This window comes from Burkholderia sp. AW49-1 (assembly GCF_053427845.1).
The window spans coordinates 220,447-242,560 of record NZ_JBSAXF010000004.1 but is presented as its reverse complement, the minus strand read 5'-3'; the positions used below and the strand labels follow the sequence as shown (position 1 = coordinate 242,560).

Sequence of the window (22,114 nt, the reverse complement as noted above, 5' to 3'; positions counted from 1 at the left end):
GAATGCGGCCGGCGTCGCGATGCCTGACGACTCGCCGGTCATGCCGGCAACCGGCCAACCCACGCGGCAAGCTGCGCTTCGCCTTCTTCGTCGAGCTTGCCCTTCAGTTCTCCGTACCACGGCGCGATCGCGTCGGCCGGCTGCGTGGCCTTCAGGATCTCGAAACTGTTCTCGAGGAACGACTCAAAGAACGGAATGCCGCGCATGTAGAGGAAGGTCGAGTCGGTGATGCGCACATGGCCGTACACGTCGCGCACCCACGTGAGATGCGGCAGCGCCTCGCGCAGGCGGCCGCTTTGCATCAGCGCGGAAATGAAGTTCACCCGCGCGGCGACGTCGGACTGCTCGTGCGTGTCGTGATTGACCTCGGCGGCTTTCTGCATCCACGCTTCGCCGCGCTCCACTTCGTCGCACATCACCGACGTCGTCGCGAGCTGAACCGCGTTGTGCGCGCTCGGCTCGCGGTCGAACAGCGCGAGCCAGTACGGAAACGCTTCCCGGTAACGCTTCATCGCCGAATACGACAGCGCGCACAGGCGCGCCGCATCGGCCAGCCGCTCCGCATGCGGCGCGGCGGCCGCGATCGCGGCTTCGTGCCGGCCGGCCTGGAATGCCTTCAACGCGGACGCGAGCTCGGGCGCGATGTCGGGGCCGTTCCGATCGTTCGCGCCTTCGGATGCGTCCGGTGCGTCGTTCGCGGACGGCGCTGGCGCCGCCGCTTCATCACGCGGTTTCTTTCCGAACAGCTTTCCCAGCAGGCCCATGGCGATTGTCCTTGTCGTTGTGATGGATGAATGGCGGCGGGTTGCAGCGGCGCAGGAAGCGCGGCGCGCGTGAACCGGATCGCCGCACGGCGACCGCCATCTTACGCGCGCTCGAAGTCGGCAGGAAGCGAACGACGGCCGGGCACCGCCGTCGCGAAGGAAGACGCGACGCTCACGCGTCCGCGGGCCTCACGCCGCGATCCATCCCGCGCCGGTACGCGGCAGGGCTCGTCGCCGCGACGCGCCGGAAATGCCGGCGCAACGACTCCTCGGAACCGAACCCCGCGCGCGCGGCAATCTGCGCGAGCGACAACCCGGGATGCGCTTCGAGCATGTCCTTCGCGACGTTCACGCGCTCGCGGATCAGCCACGCGAGCGGCGACATCCCCGTCGCGTCCGCGAACTGCCGCTGCAGCGTGCGCGTGCTCATCGCCGCCTGCGCGGCCAGCGACGCGAGCGTGTGCGGCTCGGCCGCATGCGCGCGCATCCAGTCGATCAACTTCGCAAGCCGGTCGCTGCCGCCCGGCGCGACCGGTCGCGGCACGAACTGCGCCTGACCGCCGTCGCGATGCGGCGGCAGCACGAGGCGCTGCGCGACGCGGTTCGCGATCGCGCCGCCGTGGTCGCGGCGCACGAGATGCAGCAGCATGTCGAGCCCCGCCGCCGAGCCGGCCGACGTGACGATCTGCCCTGCGTCGACGTACAACGCGTCGGGATTCACGCGCAGCGCCGGATAGCGCGCCTGCAGGCGCTCGGCGTAGCGCCAGTGCGTCGTGACGGTGAGCCCGTCGAGCACGCCGGCCGCCGCGAGCACGAACACACCCGAGCAGATCGAACAGAGCCGCGCGCCACGGCGATGCGCGGCGCGCAGCTTTTTCAGCAGCGGTTCCGGCGGCGGCTCGTCCGGATCGCGCCAGCCGGGAATCACGATGGTGTTCGCGCGATCGAGCATCGCGAGCCGGTACGGCGCAGCGACCGTGATGCCGCCCGCCGCGCGCACGGGGCCCGGCTCGCCCGCGCAGACCGCGAAGCGATACCAGTCGACGCCGAGTTCCGGACGTTCGAGCGCGAACAGCTCGACCACGCAGCCGAATTCGAAGGTGCAGAGGCGATCGTAGGCGAGCGCGACGACGAGATGATTGTGCATGGCGCGATGTTACCGGAACTTGTCGATTGCGCCACTGCCGCGATGGCCGCCGAACCGCGATACTGCCCTTCATCCCGGCGCATTCCGCGCCGCCCTTCAGGAGCGCCTTTCATGTCTTACGTCACCGAAGTCCCCGCCGCCGACAGCGCCACCGCCCTCGCGCACTTCGAAGCGTCGCTGCGCTTCGAGACCGATTGCTGGGACGTGCACGATGCGCTCGCGTCCGGCGCGCCCGATTTCGTGCTGCTCGACGTCCGGGGTCCGGAGCAGTTTGCCGCCGGCCACGTGCCCGGCGCGCGTAACCTGCCGCACCGCAAGATCGTCGCCGGCAAGCTCGCCGACCACCCGGCCGACACGCTGTTCGTCGTCTACTGCGCCGGCCCGCACTGCAACGGCGCCGCGCGCGCGGCGATCCGGCTCGCGCGCCTCGGCCGCCCGGTGAAGCTGATGATCGGGGGCGTCACGGGCTGGCTCGACGAAGGTTTCGCGTTGTGGAACGAAGCGCAGCCGGAGGACGTCGCCACGCGCTGATCGTCATTAAAAACGCAACAATCAATTGCCGGCACACGAACGGAAAAAGCGCGACAATCGGCCACATTGCAGTTCGGATGGAGCAGCAACATGGAACACGCAGTCCCGATTCAGATGGCCGGTTCGGTCGCGGCGATCGCGCTCTATTTTCTCCCGGCCATCGTCGCCGACCGGCGCGCCCGGCACGACAAGCTGACGATCGCAATGTTCAACGCACTGTTCGCGTGGACGGGCATCGGCTGGCTGATGACGCTCTACTGGGCATGCCAGCCGAACCCGCAAACCGACGTCGCGCAAACCATCCTCGCGAAGCGCCGCGGCATCAGCATGCGGACCTTCTCGGCCGGCCTCGTCGAACGCGTGCAGCGCCGCGTCGCCGCCCAGGAGCAATGGGCCGAGAAGCAAGGTTGCCGCTAGGCCGTCCCGCTGTTCCCCTTACCTCGCCGCTTCGAACTTCGGCATCCTGACGTTGGTCGAGGCCCGGTAGTCCCACACCAGCCTGTCGCGCGGCGCCTCACCGCCCGCGCGCAACCACGCCCCGAACGCCCCCGCCGTCACCGCCCGCGCGATCCGCTCGCCCGGGCAGCCGTGCGGCCCCGTGCCGAACCCGAAGTTCGGCCCCGGCGCGCGGCCCGGCAACAATCGGTTCGGCTCGCGATGCACGGCCGGATCGCGGTTCGCCGCCGCGAGCACGACCAGGATGGCCGCACCGGCATCGACGGTCACGCCTTCGATCGTCGTGCGCGACGCGACGAAGCGGCGCGTGTTCTGCACCGGCGCATCGAAGCGACCGACCTCGGCGACGAATGCGTCGAGCGCCGCGGCATCCGGCAGCGTGCGTTCGGCACCGGTTGCGCCCCACGCGACCAGCACATTGCCGAGCCACGCGGCCGTCGCCTCGCACGTCTGCGACAGCAACCCGACGAGATTCGCGACGAGCGCGCCGCTTGCGTGCCAGCCCGCGGCACCGGCCGCCTGCTGAATCGCCGCGACCCATGAGCCGTCCTGCGCGCGCGTTCGCGCGACGCGCTCCGTCATCCGGTCGAGCAGTTGCCGCGCGGCCTCGCTCGCACGGGCCAGCGCCGCGTCGTCCGACAGCGGCGACAGTGCGGCGACGAAGTCGACGACCAGCGCAGCGATATCGTCGAGTTGCGCATCGTCGAAGCCGAGCAGATCGGCGACCGCGCAAACGGGCACCGTCAGGCACCACGCATTCAGTGCGTCGGCGTCATGCGGTGCGCGCAGCCGGCGGCCGGCAAGTTGCGCGGCCCGCTCGCGCAGCACGTCGACGTCGATCGGCGCGAACGCCGCGCGCAGCGCCTGCTTCGGCAGGTCGTGCCGCAATGCGCCGTCGTTCATGCGCACCAGGTCGCCGAACAGCGCGCCCGCCGTCGTCCCGCGCAATGCGGGCGGCACCGGCGCATCGAGCGGCCTCACGCGGCACGCCGGGTGACCGAGCACCGCCGTCACGCTCGCCGCCCGGCTCGCGACCCACAGGCCGAGCGAGGCGTCGAATGCGAGCGGTGGCCCGTCGACGAGCGTCGAGTAGTACGGATAGGGATCGCGGTGCGTGACCGCGGCAATCGGATTGGTCGGGTTCATGCGTGCAGTATCGGCGCGCCGGGCCGCCGCATGTTTCGGGTTGACGTGAAATGTCGCGGATGTCGCGGTCACGCCTACGCGTGCACCGCGGGCGGCTGCGCCGCAGCATTCGGCGGCCGGCAAGCGGCGTCGTGACGGACGTGACCTCAGGCTGCCGAACGATAACGGTGCGCCTGCATGCGCAGGCGGACGCGCCCGGCGGAAATCGCACGCGGCTCGGGCACCACCGTTTCGTGATGAAACATTTCCTGCCGGAAGTGGCCGCCATCGTCGAACCACTGGCAGATGAGCCAGTCGGCATCGTCGAACACGACCGGCCCGGCATAGGTGACGGTCATGCGCGGCCCGCCGGTTTTCAGCGTCACGACATCGCCGACGCGAAAGCCGTTGCTGTGATTTTCTCGGGTTGTCATCGCTCTCTCGAATTTTTATATATTCATTTTCCGGCGGCCCGCTGACAGGTCATTCGGTTATGCGGCAGATTACCAATCCAATAAATAACCGGCAACTCCCGAATACCCCAAAAACACCGATCTGAAAATCGCAACGATACGCGGCACCGCTTCATGCGGCGGGCTTCTGGCACCATATTCGGCGCGGCTTGCGCGCCGAATATGGTCAAACAGCCGGAGTGCGGAGAATAAACGATGAATTTCCCGCCGTCATCGAACTTCAAATCGGCGGCGGTTTCGATTGATTACCGTCAATCGGTTTTCGGCTGGAAACGTTCCCACGTTTTATCGGTGCTCATTGTTCGAACCGGACGGGTGAATTGTCCGGCGCCGAAAACCAGCGATTGAGGTCGCGCCCCGGCACCGCCGCCTGCGTGAACGTGAACGTGCCATCGCGCGCCATTTCCGTCGCGGCGCGCAGGAACGCGCCGAATGCGGCCCGCGCCAGCGCGCCGCCGACGCTGACACGCTTCACGCCGAGCGCCGCGAGCGCCTCGAGGCTCAGCAACCCGCCCTGCAGCCCCATCACGACGTTGACCGGCGCGCCGACCGCGCGCGTGATCGCCGCGATCTCGTCGGGGTCGGTCACGCCCGGTGCGTAGAGCACGTCGGCGCCGGCGTCGCGGTACGCGACCAGCCGCGCGATCGTGTCGGCAAGGTCGGGCCGGCCATGCAGGTAGTTTTCGCAGCGCGCGGTCAGCGTGAACGGAAACCGCAGCGAGCGCGCCGCGTCGACCGCTGCCGCGATGCGCTCGACCGCCAGGCCGTGCGGGTAGATCGGCGCGTCGGCACGGCCGGTCGCATCCTCGATCGAGCCGCCCACCGCGCCGGCGTCGGCCGCGAGGCGAATCGTCTCGGCGACCGTGTCGGGTGCGTCGCCGAAGCCGTTCTCGAGATCGGCACTGACCGGCAGGCCGCCCGCGGCGACGATCTCGGCGATGTGGTCGAGCATTTCGTCGCGGTCGATCGCGTTGTCGGGCCGCCCTCTCGAAAAGGCGAAGCCTGCACTCGTGGTGGCAAGCGATTCGAAGCCGGCCATCGCGAGCAGCCGGGCGGAACCGGCATCCCACGGGTTCGGGATGATGAAGGCCCCGGGGCGCGTGTGCAGCACGCGGAAGGTTTCGGCCTGGCGAAACTGCACGTTGGAATCGGACATTGCGGTCTCCTCGGAATGGAGACGTCAGCATACGCGCGCGCGGTACCGCGACGGTTCAGCGCGCGGTGAAATATCGACGTGGATGCCGGGCCTCGTGCGCGGCGCGGTGCGGACGCGGTGTGTCGCCAGTCACGCCGCAGGGCGGCAACCGAGCATTTTCAAACGGACGATGGCAAAACGATCGAAACCGCGCGCGGCTACACGACGTACGCGCCCTTCGCATGCAGTTCCGCTTCCGTGCGCTCGAGCGCCGCGATCGCATCGCTGCCTTCCATCGCCAGCAACTGCGCGACCAGCGCCTCGGCCATCGCATGCGCGGCGACCAGCGACGGAAAGAACGACGGGCTGTCGTGCGTGAAGATCAGCTGCGCGTCCGCATGCAGCGCGATCGGCGACACCGCGCTGTCCGTAATCGCGACGATCTTGCTGCCCTGCGCCTTCGCCGCCTGCGCGACGCGCGTCGCTTCCGCGGAATACGGCGCGAAACTGATGATCACCGTCACGCTCTGCTTCGCGATCGTGCGCAGCTCCATCTCGAGCGAGCCGGCGACGCCGTTGAGCAACGACACGGTCGGCCGGAACAGCCGGTAGCCGTATACGAATCCGAACGCAACCGGATAGCAGGACCGAAACCCCGCGACGTGCACGTGCGACGCCTTGCGGATCAGCTTCGCGGCGTCGGCGAGCGCGTGCCCGTTCTGTGCGGCGGTGGCGGCGAGGTTGTGCTGCTGTGCGGCAAGGAGATCGTGCGCAAGCGACGCCTTCGCGTCGGGCCGCACGAGCGAACGCGCACGCTGCGTGAGCGGCTCGGGACGCGCGCGCACGCGCGCGACGCACAGGTCGCGCAGCTCGTTCCAGCCGGGGAAACCGAATTGCTGCGCGAGCCGCACGAGCGACGCGGGTTGAACCTGCGCGCGCTGCGCGACCTTGCGCATCGACGAGGTGGCAACCTCGTCGGGATGATCGAGCAGAAATGCAGCGCCCGCCTGGAATTGCGGGCTCAGTTCGGAAAATTGCGCCCGGATCCGGGACGCGAGTTCATCGAAATTGGCAGCCATCTTGGTGAGAACGGGAACCGGTCGTCCATGGTATCACCGGCCCCGTGCGCACCGGTGCACCGGTCAGCGCAGCACTTCGACGTGATCGGCGTCGACCTTCACCTTGCCCGACCACTTGCGTTCGAACTCGCCGGTCAGCTTCACTTCGCTCTTGTCGCTGACGGGCTGGCCGGCCACCCACAGCTTTTTGTCGATCTCGACGCGGATCGTGCCGGTTGCATCGGCGAACTCGTAGTCCTCGCCGCCGGTGTGCTTGACGATGCGCCCCTGCAGTTGCACGTGCTGGTCGTCCTTGCCGTTCGCGAGCAGTTCCTTCACGGTCGTCGTGGTCAACGTGGACGGCCCCGTGTATTCCGCGTAGACGGCGGCGGGCAGCACGGCAAGCGCGACCGCCAGGATTCTCGTCAGGTGTTTCATGATCTCGTTCCTCCATTTTTTCGAGTGCGCCGCGCTCCAGTTGAACGCGACGGCCCCGAGATTACGGAGCGTAAGATTAAGCAAACCTGAAGGCCGTGCGCCGCGGCATGCCGTCGCGGCCTTTCGGTGCGCGAACGCACGGAGGCGCCCGTGTTTAAGCTCGGCCTAAGACACCTGCGCTTATCATGTGAACCCCGGGCGCCACGCCCGCCAACGGACACGAATCCATGCGCGTACTGCTCGTCGAGGACGATCCGCTGATCGGCAGCGGGCTCGAACAGGGCCTCAAACAGGAAGGCTTCGCGGTCGACTGGGTCAAGGACGGCGACGCCGCGACGCTCGCGCTGCGCTCCACCAGCTACGGCCTGCTGCTGCTCGACCTCGGGCTGCCGAACCGCGACGGCCTGTCGGTGCTCGCGTCGCTGCGCCGCCGCGACGAAACCCTGCCCGCGATCATCATCACCGCGCGCGACGGCGTGCCGGACCGCATTGCCGGCCTCGACAGCGGCGCCGACGACTACCTCGTCAAGCCGTTCGTGCTCGAGGAACTGCTCGCGCGCATTCGCGCGGTCAACCGCCGCCACGCGGGGCGCGCGCAGACGACGCTCACGATCGGCCCGCTGCGTCTCGATCCCATCAAGCACCTGGTCTGGCTCAACGACGACGAAGTCACGCTGTCGCCGAAGGAATTCGTGCTGCTGCACGAACTGATGCGCGACCCCGGCGCGGTGATTTCGCGCGAACAGTTCGAGGAACGGCTGTACAGCTGGGGCGAGGAAATCGAAAGCAACGCGGTGCAGGTGCACATCCACAACCTGCGCAAGAAACTCGGCCACGACATGATCCGCACGGTGCGCGGCGTCGGCTACCGGATCGGTGACGGCGCATGACGCATCTGCAACACGCGATCGCGCGCTGGCGCAGCGCGTCGCTGCGGCGCCGCCTGTTGATGTGGCTGCTGCCGGCCGCGTGCGTGATCGGGCTGGTCGCGAGCGCGGGCACCTACTGGGGCGCGCTGCGCGAGCTCGACGATCTCCTCGACGACCAGATGCGCAGCATGTCGAAGCAGATCGTCGTCGGCCCGAACGGCGAACTGTCGTTCCGCAATCACGGCGAAGGCAAGCACGACTTCGAGGCCAGCGATCCCGACGCCGTGCTGCTGCAGGTCTGGCGCAACGGCACACTGGTTTACTCGACCGATCGCAAGTCCGCGCTGCCGCCGCCCGCGCAGACGGGCATCGGCAGCGTCGACGTCGGCGGCCAGCCGTGGCGCACCTACGTGACCGAACGCGGCGGCACGACGATCCGCCTCGCGCAGGCGCGCCACGCGCGCTGGGAAGCGATCGCGGGCATCGCGGTGCACCTGCTGTGGCCGGTGTTCTCGATGCTGCCGGTGCTCGCGATCGGACTGTGGTTCGGTATCGGCGCGGGGCTTAGGCCGCTGCGCACGATCGCATCCGGGCTGAAGCGCAGGAATGCGAACAATCTCGAACCGGTCGACATCGCGTCGATGCCGAACGAGGTCCGCCCGCTCGCCGAAGCGATCAACGACCTGCTCGCGCGGCTCGACCGCTCGTTCACGCTGCAGCGGCACTTCATCGCCGATGCCGCGCACGAGTTGCGCACGCCGATCATGGGGCTGTCGATCCAGTCGCAGTTGCTGCGGCGCGCGTCGACGGCCGACGAGCGCGAGCAGATCCTCGCGCAGATCCAGGCCGGCACGACACGCCTCGGCCACCTCGCCGAACAGTTGCTGACGCTCGCGCGCCTCGAACCCGACGCACAGGCGTCCGCCGCGGCCTCCGCGCCCGTCGATCTCGCCGCGCTGTGCCGCTCGGTGGTCGCCGACCGCACGCGCGTCGCGGATGCGCACCACATCGATCTCGGCGCGATCGTGTCGTCGCCCGTGATGGCCGCGGGCAACATGGACACGTTGCGCGTGCTGCTGAACAACCTCGTCGACAACGCGATCCGCTACGCGGGCGACGGTGCGCGCGTCGACGTGTCCGCGCGCCTCGACGGCGCGACGCCCGTGCTCGAAGTCGCCGACGACGGCCCCGGTATTCCGGAAGCCGAACGCACGGACGTATGGGAGCGCTTCTATCGCGGAGAAGGCGCGCAGGCGGCCACGTCGTCGGGCAGCGGGCTCGGCCTGTCGATCGTCAAGCGAATCGCCGAACAGCATCGCGCGACGGTCGCGCTCGGCACGACGCAAGGCGGACGCGGGCTGACCGTGACGGTGCGTTTTCCCGTGCCGGCCTGACGCTCGCCCGACGGGCGGCTTTTCCACAGATTGTGTTGGCAAGCTTGTGGACAACCGGCCGCCAACGACGGCAACCGATTGATCCGAAAGGATTTGGCGGCCGTGCGCAGCGAATGCGCCGAACCGCGCCGGACACGCTCACGTCTCGACTCGACATCGCGTACCGATCCCCTCTCCTGCCAAAAGCGGATTTCCTGGCCGTGTGGAAGGACGACACCGAGTTCATGAAACGGCGGCCCGGATTCCTCTCGACCCAGCTTCATCGCGCGCCCGGCGACAGTCCGACTGTATCCGTCGTCCGCCGTCGCGAGCCGGCACGACGCACGGTTTGCACGCGCTGCCACGCCGCGCGATCGCCACGCGGACTTCTCCACAGAAAATGTTGGCAAGCTTGTGGATATCCTGCGCACCGCGACGCTAAGCCCTTGATCCGACGGACTTTGGCACGCGTGATGCAGACGCGGCGCGCGCTGCGCCGTCACACGCGCCGGTTCGCCGCACTTCGCAACACGATGCCGCGTCGATGTGCGTTCGATACACGACGCGATCGTCGCGCCACTTACCCACAGATTTTGTTGGCAAGCTTGTGGATATCCTGCGCACGCATCGCCTAACCCGTTGATCGGCCAACGATTCATGCACCGCGCCACCGTTGCGGCGGCGCGCGGCCCGCTCACGCGCGCAATCGGACGAGCCGGCGCAACGGCGGCATCCGAACGCTGCTTGACGTTCATGCACACGACGCGTCAGGATCACACGAGCCGCGCGCGGCCGCGCATCGCGCGACTGCACGCGCGGCGCCACGTGCGGGCCGTTCGGCCCGCATCGGACAACGACACATCATCCGAGGAAGACCATGGAACACTTCACCGCAGGGCAGTTGATCGTCTCGCTCGTGCTCGTCGCGATCGTCGTCTATCCGTATGTCCGGATCGTTCGGCGTACCGGGCATTCAGGCTGGTGGATCCTGACGATGTTCATCCCGGTCCTGAACTTCATCATGTTGTGGGTGTTCGCGTTCGCGCGCTGGCCGTCGATCGACGATCGGCATGGCTGAACATCGAGCAGGCTTGTCCACAGATTCTGTTGGCAAGCATGTGGATAGCCTGCGCATACCGCGATCAAGCGCTTGATCCGAAAGACCTTGTCCGCATCGCTTCGAATGCGGCACGCGGCAGGCGGTGTGCCGTTCGCGCATCTTCATGCGATGCGACGGACCACATGTCGCGCGCCACACCGCTTGTCCACAGATTGTGTTGGCAAGCGTGTGGACAGCCTGCGCATACCACGCACAAGCGCTTGATCCGAAAGGTTTTGTCCATGCCGCTTCGAATCGTGCAGGCAGGCCGGCGGTACACCGACGCCGCACCCGCCGCGCGGTGAACGCGGCCGCTCGCGGGCTTGTCCACAATTTTTGTTGGCAAGGATGTGGATATCCTGAGCATGCATGACCTAAGTCGTTGATCGCACAACGTTTCGACCTGGCGGTCACGACCGCGGCACGGCGTGCCTCCATCGCTTCGCCCATCCGTCGATGAACGCACGCCGCGCCACGCGCTCAGGCGAACGTCGCGACCGCGATGCGCGCGGCGGCCGCGATCACGTCGTCCTTCGCCTTCGCATCGGCACGCGCCTGCGTGTAGTACACGACGAGCACGATCGGCGCGCGCGACGGCGGCCAGATCACCCCTGCATCGTTCGTCGTCCCGTAGTCGCCGGTGCCGGTCTTGTCGGCCACCTGCCACCCGGCCGGCACGCCCGCGCGAATCCGCTTGTCGCCGACCTTGTTGCCGCGCAGCCACGCGACGAGCTGCGCACGCTGCGCCGGCGGCAGCGCGTCGCCGAGCGTGAGCACGCGCATGCTTGCGGCCATCGCGGCGGGCGTCGTCGTGTCGCGCGGGTCGCCCGGCAACGCGGTGTTCAGTTCGGTCTCCCAGCGATCGAGCCGGAACGTGTCGTCGCCGATCGAGCGTGCATACGCGGTCACCGCCTCCGGCCCGCCGATCAGCTTCATCGCCAGGTTCGCGGCCGAGTTGTCGCTGTACTGGATCGCCGCTTCGCACAACTCGGCGACGGTCATCCCGGTGCCGACGTGCTTGCCCGACACCGGCGAGTAGTTCACGAGATCGGACTGCTCGATCGTCACGCGCTGCTGCAGCAACCCCGGGCGCTCGACGCTCTGCGCGAGCACCGCCGCGCTCAGCATCGCCTTGAACGTGCTGCAGAACGGGAAGCGCTCGTCCGCGCGATGCAGCGCGTGCAGGCCGCTCGCGGTGTCGATCGCGCACACGCCGAGACGGCCGCCCGCCACGCGCTCGAGCGCGGCAAACGACGTCGCGGACGAAACGTCCCGCCCCGCGGCCGGCGGCGACGCGCACGCGGCGACGGTCAGGGCGAGCGGCGCCGTCGCGGCGGCCAGCAACAGGGTTCGACGTTGCGATGAGTAGGTCATGTCGTGTCTCTCGTGGTGGAATGGATGCGAAACCGCCGGCCGGCGAGACAGCACTATCGTGACTTTACGGTTGCCTGACAAGCAACGATAATTGAGCGCTGCCACAAGAAATTCTTATGAACAAGCTCCGCCCTCATCTTCCGCTGAATGCATTGCGCGCGTTCGAATCGTCGGCGCGCCACCTGAACTTCACGCGCGCCGGCCTCGAGCTGAGCGTGACCCAGGCTGCCGTAAGCCAGCAGGTGCGCTCGCTCGAGGAGCGGCTCGGCTGCGCGCTGTTCACCCGGCTGCCGCGCGGCCTCGGGCTCACCGACGAAGGGCGCGCGCTGCTGCCGGTGCTCAGCGACGCATTCAGCCGGATCGAGACGGTGCTCAAGCAGTTCGAGGGCGGGCGCTTCCACGAGGTGCTGACGCTCGGCGCGGTCGGCACCTTTGCCCTAGGCTGGCTAATGCCACGGCTGAAGCGCTTCGGCGACACGCACCCGTTCGTCGAGCTGCGGCTGCGGACCAACAACAACGTCGTCGACCTCGCGGCCGAAGGCCTCGATTTCGCGATCCGCTTCGGGGAGGGCAACTGGCCGGCGACGCGCAACGAGCGGCTGCTCGACGCACCGCTCACCGCGCTGTGCGCGCCGGAGATCGCGCGGCGTCTCGCACGGCCGGCCGATCTCGCGAACGAAACGCTGCTGCGCTCGTACCGCACCGACGAATGGCTCGGCTGGTTCGACGCCGCGCAGCTCGAACCGTGGGCGGTGAACGGGCCCGTGTTCGATTCGTCGCGGCTGATGGTCGAGGCCGCGATGCAGGGCGCGGGCATCGCGCTCGCGCCGGCCTGCATGTTCGCGCGCGAACTGCAGCTCGGCCAGCTTGTCCGGCCGCTCGACATCGACGTGCGCGCGGGCGGCTACTGGCTCACGTCGCTGAAGTCGAAGCCGCTCACGCCGGCGATGACGCTGTTTCGCGACTGGATCGTTGCGGAAGCGGCCGACGCGGCGCCGGTCGAATGATGGCGCCCTGCTTGTCCACAGATTGTGTTGGCAAGGATGTGGATATCCTGGGTACCCCTGGGCCTAACCCGTTGATCGTGCACGAATTATCGCGCCGATGCACGCATCGGGCAGCCCGTGCGCAAAGGCTTGAACGCAACGGCCGCCGCGCGCCCGATCCTCAACCATCAGGAAGCAATCACGTCAGACTTATCCACAGATTTTGTTGGCAAGCCTGTGGATATTCCACCAATGTGACGCGTAACATCCTGATACAAAAGGGGATTCAGTAGATCGGGCCAGACAGGTCAATGACGCGGCATCGTTTGCGGCATCAAGGCCTGCACCACGCAGCCGGTTTTGGGGCCGGACGGTTCTCCACAGATTGTGTTGGCAAGCTTGTGGATATCCTGCGCACCGGCGGGCTAACTCGTTGAGCGCACGGGGTTTTGTACGCGCCGCGCAGGATTGGGCAGCGCCGGCGCGGGCCGTGCGGCCGACGCCGGCGCTGCCGGTTCGTCAATGCCGGTCGAGCCCGCCGCGCAATTCACGCGCCTTGTCACGCAGCGCCTCGTATCCGGAGCGCGCATGTTCGGGCAGGTCGGGATCGCCGATCAGCGCGCCGAGCGTTTCGATCAGGCTGAACAGGATGCCCTTCGCCGCGCCAGCCGCGATGCTCTGCGACTCGATCGACTTGTGCAGGTGGTCGACCGCCGCTTCCAGATTCTCGAGCTTCTGCTCGCCGTCGTCGGGCCGGTTGTCGGTCGTCATCGTAGGTGCCTCCGCCATCGTTCAAGGGTCATGTCACGATTCTATGCCGCTGCGCGCGGACGTGGCGCGACATCGCTCAACGTCCGTGCAGGCCGCTGCACGACTACAGCACCGCGACCACCTTCACCCGCCCCGGCTGCGCCGCCGCCGCGACCACCTGGCCGTCGACGCGCCGGAACGTCAGCGAAACGGTTTCGTCGCCGACCCGCAGTTCGTCGATGCGCAGCCAGTCGACGCCTTCGGGCAGCGCCGGGCGTTCGACGCGCACTTCGTGGCGCGCCGCGTCCACGCTCACGCCGAGACAGGCCTGCAGCATCATGAACGGCGCACCGGCCGCCCACGCCTGCGGCAGGCACGCGACCGGATAGGCCGTCGGCGGCTCGCCGCGCCGGCGCGGGAACCCGCAGAACAGCTCCGGCAGCCGCATCTCGAAGCTGACCGCGGCTTCGAACAGCGCGCGCAGCAGGTTCACCGCGGCCGTCTTGTCGCCGTAGCGCGCAAGGCCGCGCGCGATCAGCGCATTGTCGTGCGGCCACACCGAGCCGTTGTGATAGGCCATCGGGTTGAAGCGCGGCTGGCCGGCCGCGAGCGTGCGAATGCCCCAGCCCGTCTGGAACAGCGTCGAGCCGAGCACGCCGGCGACCGCCGCGCCGCGCTCGGTGTCGGGCAGCCCGAATGCGAGCAGATGGCCCGCGTTCGACGCCAGCACGCGGCACAAGTCGCCGTGACCGTCGAGCGCGATCCCGTAGAACTCGCCCTCCGGCATCCAGAACAGCGCGTCGACCTGGTCACGCAGCGCCTTCGCGCGCAGCGCATAGCGCGTCGAATCGGCCGCGTGGCCGCGCCGCTGCGAGCACATCGACATCGCATCGAGCGCCGCGCACGCATACGCCTGCACTTCGACCAGCGCGATCGGGCCGTCGGGGAAGCGGCCGTCCGCGTGGAACACCGAATCGTGGCTGTCCTTCCAGCCCTGGTTCGCGAGGCCACGCTCCGACGTGCGCTGGTAATCGAGCAGCCCGTACGGATTGCGGTCGCACTTGTCGATCACCCACTGCGCGGCGCGCTCGAGCGCGGGCCACAGCTCGTCGATCAGCGCGTCGTCGCCGGTGTGTTCCACGTACGCACCCGCGAGCACGATGAACAGCGGGGTCGTGTCGACGCCACCGTAATACAGCGCGAACGGCACCTCGCCCGTCGCGGCCATCTCACTGCGACGGAACTCGTGCATGATCTTGCCGGGCTCCGCGTCGCGGAACGCGGACGTCTCGCGCGCCTGGTGCTCCGCGAGAAAGCGCAGCACACCGCGCGCGAGCGACGGCTGCAGCCACAGCATCTGCAGCGACGTGATCACCGCGTCGCGGCCGAACGGCGTCGAGAACCAGGGAATGCCCGCATACGGATACGGCCCGGTGTCGAGCTGCGTCGTGAGCAGCCCGAGATCCGCGAGCGACCGGTCGAGCCATGCATCGAACAGCGGATTGCCGGTGTTCACGCGCGCCATCGACTCGCGCCGCGAACGCATCTCGCGATGCACGCCGACGAGCGCGGTGCGCAGCGCGACGCGTCCGCATCCGGGGCCTTCGCCGTCGTGCGCGGGGCCGAGCGTCGCGTCGACAGTCAGGTAGATCGACACGCACGCCTGCGCGGCGATCGTCAGCCTGTAATCGGCGCGATCGACCGACAGCGCGTCGGGCGCCGGCGAGAAATGCACGGTCACGTTGCGCTCGACCTCGTCGAGGCCGTCGTAGCGCAAGCGCACCGCACCGGCGTCGACGCGCGGCGCGACCACCGTGCCGCGCTTCGGGCGCGGCGTGCCGCGCACTTCGAACATGTCCTTGAAATCCGCCGCGAACGACAGCGACAGCGGCACCTCGGCCTCGCTCGCGCCATAGTTCGTCAGCGTCAGCGCTTCGTGCAGCACGTCGCCCGCGAGCACGCGCATCCGTTCGATGTGGATCACGCCCTCGGGCGTCTCGCGGCCGCCGAGCGGCGGCAGCGGGCGGTTCGTCAGGTGCGCGGTGAACGACGCGTTGTCCGCGCTCGTCGCGCCCGACAGCAGCGACGGCGCGCGGCCGCCGAAGGTCAGGCGCCATGTCGACAGCACGCGCATGTCGTCGACGAACAGGCCGTCGTCATGGCCGCCGATATCGCCGAGCGCGTCGCTGACCACGAACGCGTCGCCGGATTTCAATACGTACTGGTTGTTGCGTGCGAGTGCCTGTGGATCGGCTTCGGGCGCGATGAACGCGGCGCCCGTCGCCTGGGTCGGGGGAACCGGCGCGACTTGCGGCGCCTGCGTCGTGGTGGCTTCGGCGTGATTCGGCATCGATGCTCCTGTGTCGAGGCGCAACGCGCGGTGCGCGTCGCGTGTTTCGCACAGGATAGGCCAGAACGGGGGCCGCGCGCAGCGACGAAAAAGACGCGACCCCCGCGGCGTTGCCGTCGCCGCACGGGGTCGCGCACAGGCACATCAGGCGGCGGTCAGAACTTCCACAGGATGTTGCCGAGCACCGCGTTGTCACGCACGCCGCTGCCGTACTGGCCGCTGAACGTGAGGCCGAGCGTCAGGCGCTTCGTGATGGTCGCGTCGATGCCCGCTTCGAGCACCGCGCTGTCGCGAGCAATCGGCACGCCCGATACCTGGAACGACGTACCGCCGTTCGCGAACGTGAACGCCGACGACGGCTGCACGTTGCCGAACGCATGCCGCCAGCCGACCGTCCCGCGCGCGGTGAAGGTGCCGCTCGCGATCGTGCCGAGCTGCGACGCGGCACGCACGCCGAGCGTCGAGAAACCGACGTGGGTCGTCTCGCCGCCGGCCCTCAGCGCGGCAGCACCGCCGCTTTCCGTATAGCCGTCGGTATGCAGGTTCACGTAGGCAAGACCCGCGAATGGTTCGAGCGCGACCGGGCCGACCGGCAGCGCGTAGCCGACTTCGCCGAACACCTGCGCGGAATTCGCGTTGTAGCCGGCCGAATCGTGATCGGAGAAGCCCGCGAAGCCCGGATTGCGATCGCTGTTGATCCGGTACCACGTGTACGACGCGCCGCCGCGCACGCCGAGCGCACCGTACTGCGCGCCGCCGTACAGCGACAGGTAATAGCTGTTGACCGACGCCGACGAACTCTGGTCGTTGTCGAGCGAGCCGTGCGTGACGCCGGCGGCCAGGCCTGCACGCCACTTGTCGTTGAGCGCCATGTCGGCACCGGCGATGAAGCCCGTCATGCTGCGGTTGATCGCCGACGTGTTGCCGTCGCCCGCGAGCCTGCTGCGGCCGCCGAACGCCTGCCCCCAGACCACCGGCTGATAAGGCGTGCCGCCATAGCAACCCTCCCGCGAGCCGATCCGGCGTTCCGGCGGCAACGTCGGGTCGGCGACACCGGCCGTGTTGTCGCCGCACAGCGCAGCGCCGCCCGACGACAGCGCGGCGAGCGGCCCCGATCCGGGAGCGAGGCCCTGGCGCACGCGATCGGTCACGGCATCGCGCACGTAGCGGCTGTCGAGCAGCAGCATGCTCTTCAGGCTCGCCTGCAGTTCGCCGTCGAGCATCCCGTAGGCCCGGCGCGCGGTGGCCGCGTCGGTCGTCAGTATCGTGTCGTACAGCGGGTTGCCCGTGCCGAGCGCACCGATCGCGGTCGCGACCGCGCGCTGGTTCGGCGTCGTCGCGACATCGGGCAGCGACGTGCCGTTCGTGACGAGCTGCAGGTACACGTGGTCCGGATCGTAGCTGAGCGTCGGCATCAGGAACGCGTAGTTCGAATTCACCTGGCTGAACGTACCCTGCACCCCCGACGATGCGGTGAGGATCGTGTACTTCGTGGTCGGCTGGTAGCTGGCCTGGTTCGCGAGCACCTGCACGGTGCCGCCGTTCAGCGTGGCCGTGCCGCTCGCCGCGATGCTGCCACCCTGCTGCGGCGTGACCGCGACCTGCAGCGTCGAGCCCGGCTGGAACGTGACGTTGCCAGCGACGTTCAGCGCCGCGCCCGGCTGCGACACGGCCGCGAACGCGCCGCTCTGCACGACGAGGCCGCCGACCGTGCCGGTGCCCGTCAGCGTCGCGCCGTTCTGCACGGTCACGGTCGACTGGCCGAGCGAACCGTCGACGGCGAGCGTGCCCGCGGCGACGGTGGTGGGACCGCTCAACGTACTGGTGCCCGTCAGCGTCAGTTGTCCGCTGCCGGCCTGGGTCAGCGAGCCGGTGCCGGACAGCACGCTCGCGAGCGTCACGTTGGCGGACTGGTTGAAGATCAGCGCGCCGTTGTCGACGACATTGCCGACCACGCTGCCCGACGTGCCGCCGTTGCCGAGCTGCAGCGTGCCGCCCGCCGCGATCGTCGTGCCGCCCGTATACGTGTTCGCGCCCGTCAGCGTCTGGATGCCGGTGCCCGCGACCGTCAGGCCGCCGGTCCCGCCGATCGCCCCGCCGAACACGCCGCTGGCGGTTCCGCCCAGCGTCAGCGCGTTGCCGCCGAGACTCACGTTGCTGCCGGCCACGCCCGACAGCGCGCCGAGCGTTTGCGTACCCGTCGCACCGCTCAGGTCGAGCGTCGCGCCCGCGTTCGCGAGATTCATCGCGCCGGTCCCCGCCAGGCTGCCGCCCGCGCCGACCGCCAGCGTGCCCGCGTTGATCGTCGTGCCGCCCGTGTAGGTGTTCGCACCCGTCAGCGTCGTGGTCGACGCGCCGTCCTTCACGAGCGCGCCCGTGCCGGAGATCGCGCCGCCCAATCCGAGCGTATTGCTGCCGCCGAGCGTCAGCGTCGCGCCCGTGCCGAGAGCGACCGCATTCGTCATCGACAGGTTCGTGTTCGTATCGAGCGTCGCCGCGCCGCCGACGTTCAGCGCGCCGGTACCGAGTGCCGCGGCGTTGCCGAGCACCAGGCCGCCGCTATTGAGGTTCGTGCCGCCCGAATAGGTGCTCGCGCCGTTCAGCGTCTGCGTGCCGGTGCCCGCCAGCGTCAGGCTGCCGGTCCCGCCGATCGCCCCGCTGAACGTGCCGCTGCCCGTCCCGCCCAGCGTCAGCGCGTTGGCGCCGATATTCACGTTGCTGCCGGCCACGCCCGACAGCGCGCCGAGCGTTTGCGCACCCGTCGCACCGCTCAGGTCGAGCGTCGCGCCCGCGTTCGCGAGATTCATCGCGCCGGTCCCCGCCAGGCTGCCGCCCGCGCCGACCGCCAGCGTGCCCGCGTTGATCGTCGTGCCGCCCGTGTAGGTGTTCGCACCCGTCAGCGTCGTGGTCGACGCGCCGTCCTTCACGAGCGCGCCCGTGCCGGAGATCGCGCCGCCCAATCCGAGCGTATTGCTGCCGCCGAGCGTCAGCGTCGCACCCGTGCCGAGAGCGACCGCATTCGTCATCGACAGGTTCGTGTTCGTATCGAGCGTCGCCGCGCCGCCGACGTTCAGCGCGCCGGTACCGAGTGCCGCGGCGTTGCCGAGCACCAGGCCGCCGCTATTGAGGTTCGTGCCGCCCGAATAGGTGCTTGCGCCGTTCAGCGTCTGCGTGCCGGTGCCCGCCAGCGTCAGGCTGCCGGTCCCGCCGATCGCCCCGTTGAACGTGCCGCCGGTCGTCCCTCCCAGCGTCAGCGTGTTGGCGCCGAGATTCACGTTGCTGCCGGCCACGCCGTCCAGCGCGCCGATCGACTGCGTGCCCGCGGTCGCACCGCTCAGGTCGAGCGTCGCGCCCGCGTTCGCGAGATTCATCGCGCCGGTCCCCGCCAGGCTGCCGCCCGCGCCGATCGCCAGCGTGCCCGCGTTGATCGTCGTGCCGCCCGTATACGTGTTCGCGCCCGTCAGCGTCACGGTCGCCGCGCCGTTCTTCACGAGCGCGCCCGTGCCGGAAATCCCGCCGCCCAGCCCGAGTGCATTGCTGCCACCCAGCGTGAGCGCCGTGCTCGCGCCGAGATCGATCGCGTTGCCGATCGCCAGGTTCGTGGTCGCATCGAGCGTCGCCGCGCCGCCGACGGTCAACGTGCCGGTACCGAGGGCCGCGGCATTGCCGAGCGCGAGGACGCCCGCGTTCAGCGTCGTGCCGCCCGTGTAGTTGTTCGCGCCGCTTAGCGTCAGCGTCGCCGCGCCGTTCTTCACGAGCCCGCCGCCGCCGGAGATCGTGCCGCCGAGCCCGAGATCGGTGCTGCCGACCACGGTCAGCGTCGTGCCAGTGGCGACGTTGATGCCGTTCGCGAGCGACACGTTGGTGGTCGCATCGAGCGTCGACGAGCCGTTGACGTTCACCGCGCCCAAACCCAGCGCCGCGTTGCTGCCGACGACGAGGTTGCCGCCGTTCAGGTTCGTGCCGCCGGTATAGATGTTCGTGCCGGTCAGCGATTGTGTCCCGGGGCCGGACAGCGTCACACTGCCCGCGCCGGCGATCGTGCCCGCGTAGGTCGAATTGATGGTGCCGTTGAGCGTCAGCGAATTGCTGCCGAGGTTCACGTTCGTGCCGGCCGCGCCCGCCAGCGAGCCGATCGCCTGCGCACCCGACGCGCCGCTCAGGTCGAACGTCGCGCCCGCGCCGGTCAGGTTGACCGTGCCGGTCGCCGCCAGGCTGCCGGCCCCGCTCAGCGCGACCGTGCCACTGTTGATCGTCGTGTCGCCCGTGTAGGTGTTCACGCCGCTCAGTGTCAGCGTCGCCGCACCGTTTTTCACGAGACCGCCGTTTCCGCTGATCGTGCCGGACAGCCCGAGGTCGTTGCTGCCGCCGAGCGTCAGCGTTGCGCTGTTGTTGAGATTGACCGCATTGTTGAGCGTGACGTTCGCGCTCGTGTCGAGCGACGCCGACGCATTGACGTTCAACGCACCCGTGCCGAGTGCCGCGTTGCTGCCGGCCACGAGGCCGCCGCCGTTCAGGTTCGTGCCGCCCGTATAGGTATTGGCGCCCGACAGCGTCAGCGTGCCGCCGTCGTTCTTCGTCAGCGCGCCGCTGCCCGACACCGTGCCCGACAGCGTGAGCCCGGTCGCGCCCTGCACCGTCAGCGCAGTGCCGAGCGCCACGTCGTTCGACACGTTGAGCCCCGCCGTGCCCGCCTGCAGCGCGCCGCCGGTGGCCGTGATCGTGCCCGTGCCGAGCGATGCGTTGTCGTTGATGATTGCAACGCCGCCCGCGAGCGTCGCGTCCTGCGCGGTCGACGGGCCGTTGATCGTCCAGTTGCCGCTCGTGACGTCGAGATGATTGAAGTTGATGTAGTTGTTGACCGCGATGGTGCCGTTCGCCGTGGCACCCTGCTGCAGCACCAGCGTGTTGTTGCCGCCCGCGCCGCCGTCGACGACGCCGGTCGCCGCGACGCCGAGCGTGAAGGGGCCGACCGTGATGTTGAACGCGCCGCCCGTGCCGCCCGCCGCATTGACCGACGAGCCGGTGACCGCAGTGAACGTATTCGTGCTGTTCGCGCCCATCGACACGCCGCCATTGATCGTGCCGGAGTTGACGAACGTGTTGCCGAGCCCGGGCGTGCCGCTCGAGCCGAGCGACACGCGCCCGGTGATCGTCCCGCTGTTCGTCATGTTGACCTGGCCGCCGCCGTACGCGGCGACCACGGGCGCGTCCGCGCCGGACAGCGTCGCACCGACCAGCGGATTCGAGCCGATCGTGCCGGTGTTATTGATGGTCGACGTGCCGCCGGTGCCGTTCTCGACCGACAGCGCCATGCCCGTCACGCCGCTGATCGCCACCCCGGTCGAGCCGTTCATCGTGCCGTTGTTGGTGACGGTGGTGGTGCTCGCCGACGCATTGCCGACCACCGCCCCGCTCGACAGCACGCCGAGCCCCGAGCCGAGCGCGGACGGGTCGATCAAGCCGTTGTTGGTCAGCGTGTTGTTGCTCCCGGTCAGCGACATCGCGGTGCCGCCGACGCCCAGCAGCACGCCGACGCTCGCGCCGGGATTGACGGTGACGTTCAGGTTGTTGGCGCTGTTTGCATAGCTCGGCGCCAGCGGATTCGCGACGCCCGAGCAAGTCACCGTGGTGCCCGCCGTGCTGCAGGTCGCGTACGCGGGAACGATTCCCGCGCCGGACAATGCCAGGAAAACGCCCGTCGGCAACAGAAATCTCGGAAACGGCTCCCCGCTCTTCTTCGCATGCGCAATGTTCATGCTTCCCCTCGTCATCGACATGGACGCTGAATCGGACCGGCGACAGTGGAAAATCCGGGACGCAAGCCTGCCCTCCGGCGGTCGCGGAACGACGTCGGTTTATTCGTGGATGAACTGCTGGTTAATCGATTCTCGTTTGCGAACGCAAAATTAACCGGATGGCATGATCGTGGCCCCTTGTCTTTTTATGCAGCGACTTTCTGGTTGATTTGATTACCGCCTGCTTTTGTCAGACTAGGCTATATCAAAAGAACATGGTTTTCCAGTCGATGTTTGGTGATCTGATCAAGGTCAAGGGAATTGGTACTTTTTACTTGAGTAAATGCGCGAAGTAACCGGTTTGGCAAACTTCCCGGCCGTTCCGGCAAAACCCGGCAAGGCTGCCGACGCCGTGGAATCCGTGAAAACACGGATATTCAGCCCCGAG

At 68.6% G+C, this 22,114-nt stretch carries 17 protein-coding genes and 1 pseudogene; 7 read left to right on the top strand and 11 right to left on the bottom strand.

Annotated elements, in window-relative coordinates:
* Positions 1 to 38 precede the first annotated feature (38 nt).
* Both ACV22W_RS09435 and ftrA read right to left on the bottom strand, forming a co-directional pair.
* On the bottom strand, positions 39 to 764 hold the full coding sequence (locus ACV22W_RS09435; RefSeq protein ID WP_448018911.1) for a hypothetical protein: 726 nt from the start codon (positions 762 to 764) through the stop codon (positions 39 to 41).
* A 172-nt stretch (positions 765 to 936) separates the two neighbouring features.
* Positions 937 to 1,911 (bottom strand): transcriptional regulator FtrA, encoded by a 975-nt coding sequence (gene ftrA / locus ACV22W_RS09430; RefSeq protein WP_448018910.1) that lies wholly within the window; start codon positions 1,909 to 1,911, stop codon positions 937 to 939.
* Positions 1,912 to 2,022: 111 nt separating this feature from the next.
* Between ftrA and ACV22W_RS09425 the strand changes: the two genes are divergently transcribed.
* Together ACV22W_RS09425 and ACV22W_RS09420 are read left to right on the top strand one after the other, a co-directional pair.
* Positions 2,023 to 2,442 (top strand): rhodanese-like domain-containing protein, encoded by a 420-nt coding sequence (locus ACV22W_RS09425; RefSeq protein ID WP_448018909.1) that lies wholly within the window; start codon positions 2,023 to 2,025, stop codon positions 2,440 to 2,442.
* Between the two features lie 90 nt (positions 2,443 to 2,532).
* Positions 2,533 to 2,859: a superinfection immunity protein gene (locus tag ACV22W_RS09420; protein ID WP_059526895.1), complete on the top strand. Its 327-nt coding sequence runs from the start codon at positions 2,533 to 2,535 to the stop codon at positions 2,857 to 2,859.
* 18 nt (positions 2,860 to 2,877) lie between these two features.
* Here ACV22W_RS09420 and ACV22W_RS09415 read toward each other — a convergent pair whose 3' ends face one another.
* From ACV22W_RS09415 to ACV22W_RS09395, 5 genes are all read right to left on the bottom strand, one after another.
* A complete protein-coding gene (locus tag ACV22W_RS09415) occupies positions 2,878 to 4,044 on the bottom strand; it encodes a cytochrome P450 (protein WP_448018908.1) in 1,167 nt (388 codons plus the stop codon).
* Between the two features lie 146 nt (positions 4,045 to 4,190).
* Positions 4,191 to 4,457: a YodC family protein gene (locus ACV22W_RS09410; RefSeq protein ID WP_448018907.1), complete on the bottom strand. Its 267-nt coding sequence runs from the start codon at positions 4,455 to 4,457 to the stop codon at positions 4,191 to 4,193.
* Positions 4,458 to 4,791: 334 nt separating this feature from the next.
* A complete protein-coding gene (locus ACV22W_RS09405; protein ID WP_448018906.1) occupies positions 4,792 to 5,652 on the bottom strand; it encodes an isocitrate lyase/PEP mutase family protein in 861 nt (286 codons plus the stop codon).
* A 197-nt stretch (positions 5,653 to 5,849) separates the two neighbouring features.
* Entirely contained in the window at positions 5,850 to 6,710 is an 861-nt protein-coding gene (locus ACV22W_RS09400) for a MurR/RpiR family transcriptional regulator (RefSeq protein WP_448018905.1), read from the bottom strand.
* Positions 6,711 to 6,773: 63 nt separating this feature from the next.
* Complete coding sequence (locus ACV22W_RS09395; RefSeq protein WP_448018904.1) at positions 6,774 to 7,127, bottom strand: YgiW/YdeI family stress tolerance OB fold protein; 354 nt, start codon at positions 7,125 to 7,127, stop codon at positions 6,774 to 6,776.
* Positions 7,128 to 7,354: 227 nt separating this feature from the next.
* Between ACV22W_RS09395 and ACV22W_RS09390 the strand changes: the two genes are divergently transcribed.
* The 4 genes and pseudogenes from ACV22W_RS09390 to ACV22W_RS09375 all read left to right on the top strand — a co-directional run bounded on the left by ACV22W_RS09390 (position 7,355) and on the right by ACV22W_RS09375 (position 10,447).
* Complete coding sequence (locus tag ACV22W_RS09390; RefSeq protein ID WP_448018903.1) at positions 7,355 to 8,017, top strand: response regulator; 663 nt, start codon at positions 7,355 to 7,357, stop codon at positions 8,015 to 8,017.
* Complete coding sequence (locus tag ACV22W_RS09385; protein ID WP_448018902.1) at positions 8,014 to 9,390, top strand: sensor histidine kinase; 1,377 nt, start codon at positions 8,014 to 8,016, stop codon at positions 9,388 to 9,390. Before ACV22W_RS09390 ends, ACV22W_RS09385 begins: the two co-directional genes overlap by 4 nt.
* Positions 9,391 to 9,572: 182 nt before the next feature.
* Positions 9,573 to 9,677, top strand: a pseudogene (locus ACV22W_RS09380) (antibiotic biosynthesis monooxygenase); the annotation flags it as partial.
* Between the two features lie 569 nt (positions 9,678 to 10,246).
* A complete protein-coding gene (locus tag ACV22W_RS09375) occupies positions 10,247 to 10,447 on the top strand; it encodes a hypothetical protein (protein WP_448018901.1) in 201 nt (66 codons plus the stop codon).
* Between the two features lie 501 nt (positions 10,448 to 10,948).
* On the opposite strand, the gene blaPEN-bcc is transcribed toward ACV22W_RS09375, so the two are convergent.
* Positions 10,949 to 11,842 (bottom strand): PEN family class A beta-lactamase, Bcc-type, encoded by an 894-nt coding sequence (gene blaPEN-bcc / locus ACV22W_RS09370; RefSeq protein ID WP_448018900.1) that lies wholly within the window; start codon positions 11,840 to 11,842, stop codon positions 10,949 to 10,951.
* A 116-nt stretch (positions 11,843 to 11,958) separates the two neighbouring features.
* Between blaPEN-bcc and penR the strand changes: the two genes are divergently transcribed.
* Positions 11,959 to 12,849 (top strand): beta-lactamase transcriptional regulator PenR, encoded by an 891-nt coding sequence (gene penR, locus ACV22W_RS09365; RefSeq protein WP_448018899.1) that lies wholly within the window; start codon positions 11,959 to 11,961, stop codon positions 12,847 to 12,849.
* Between the two features lie 498 nt (positions 12,850 to 13,347).
* On the opposite strand, the gene ACV22W_RS09360 is transcribed toward penR, so the two are convergent.
* The 3 genes from ACV22W_RS09360 to ACV22W_RS09350 form a co-directional block, all read right to left on the bottom strand.
* Entirely contained in the window at positions 13,348 to 13,599 is a 252-nt protein-coding gene (locus ACV22W_RS09360; RefSeq protein ID WP_059447090.1) for a hypothetical protein, read from the bottom strand.
* A 103-nt stretch (positions 13,600 to 13,702) separates the two neighbouring features.
* Positions 13,703 to 15,928 carry an amylo-alpha-1,6-glucosidase gene (locus tag ACV22W_RS09355; protein ID WP_448018898.1) on the bottom strand — a complete coding sequence of 742 codons (2,226 nt, stop codon included), beginning with the start codon at positions 15,926 to 15,928 and terminating at the stop codon, positions 13,703 to 13,705.
* Positions 15,929 to 16,083: 155 nt separating this feature from the next.
* Complete coding sequence (locus tag ACV22W_RS09350) at positions 16,084 to 21,687, bottom strand: autotransporter domain-containing protein (protein WP_448018897.1); 5,604 nt, start codon at positions 21,685 to 21,687, stop codon at positions 16,084 to 16,086.
* Positions 21,688 to 22,114 lie beyond the last annotated feature (427 nt).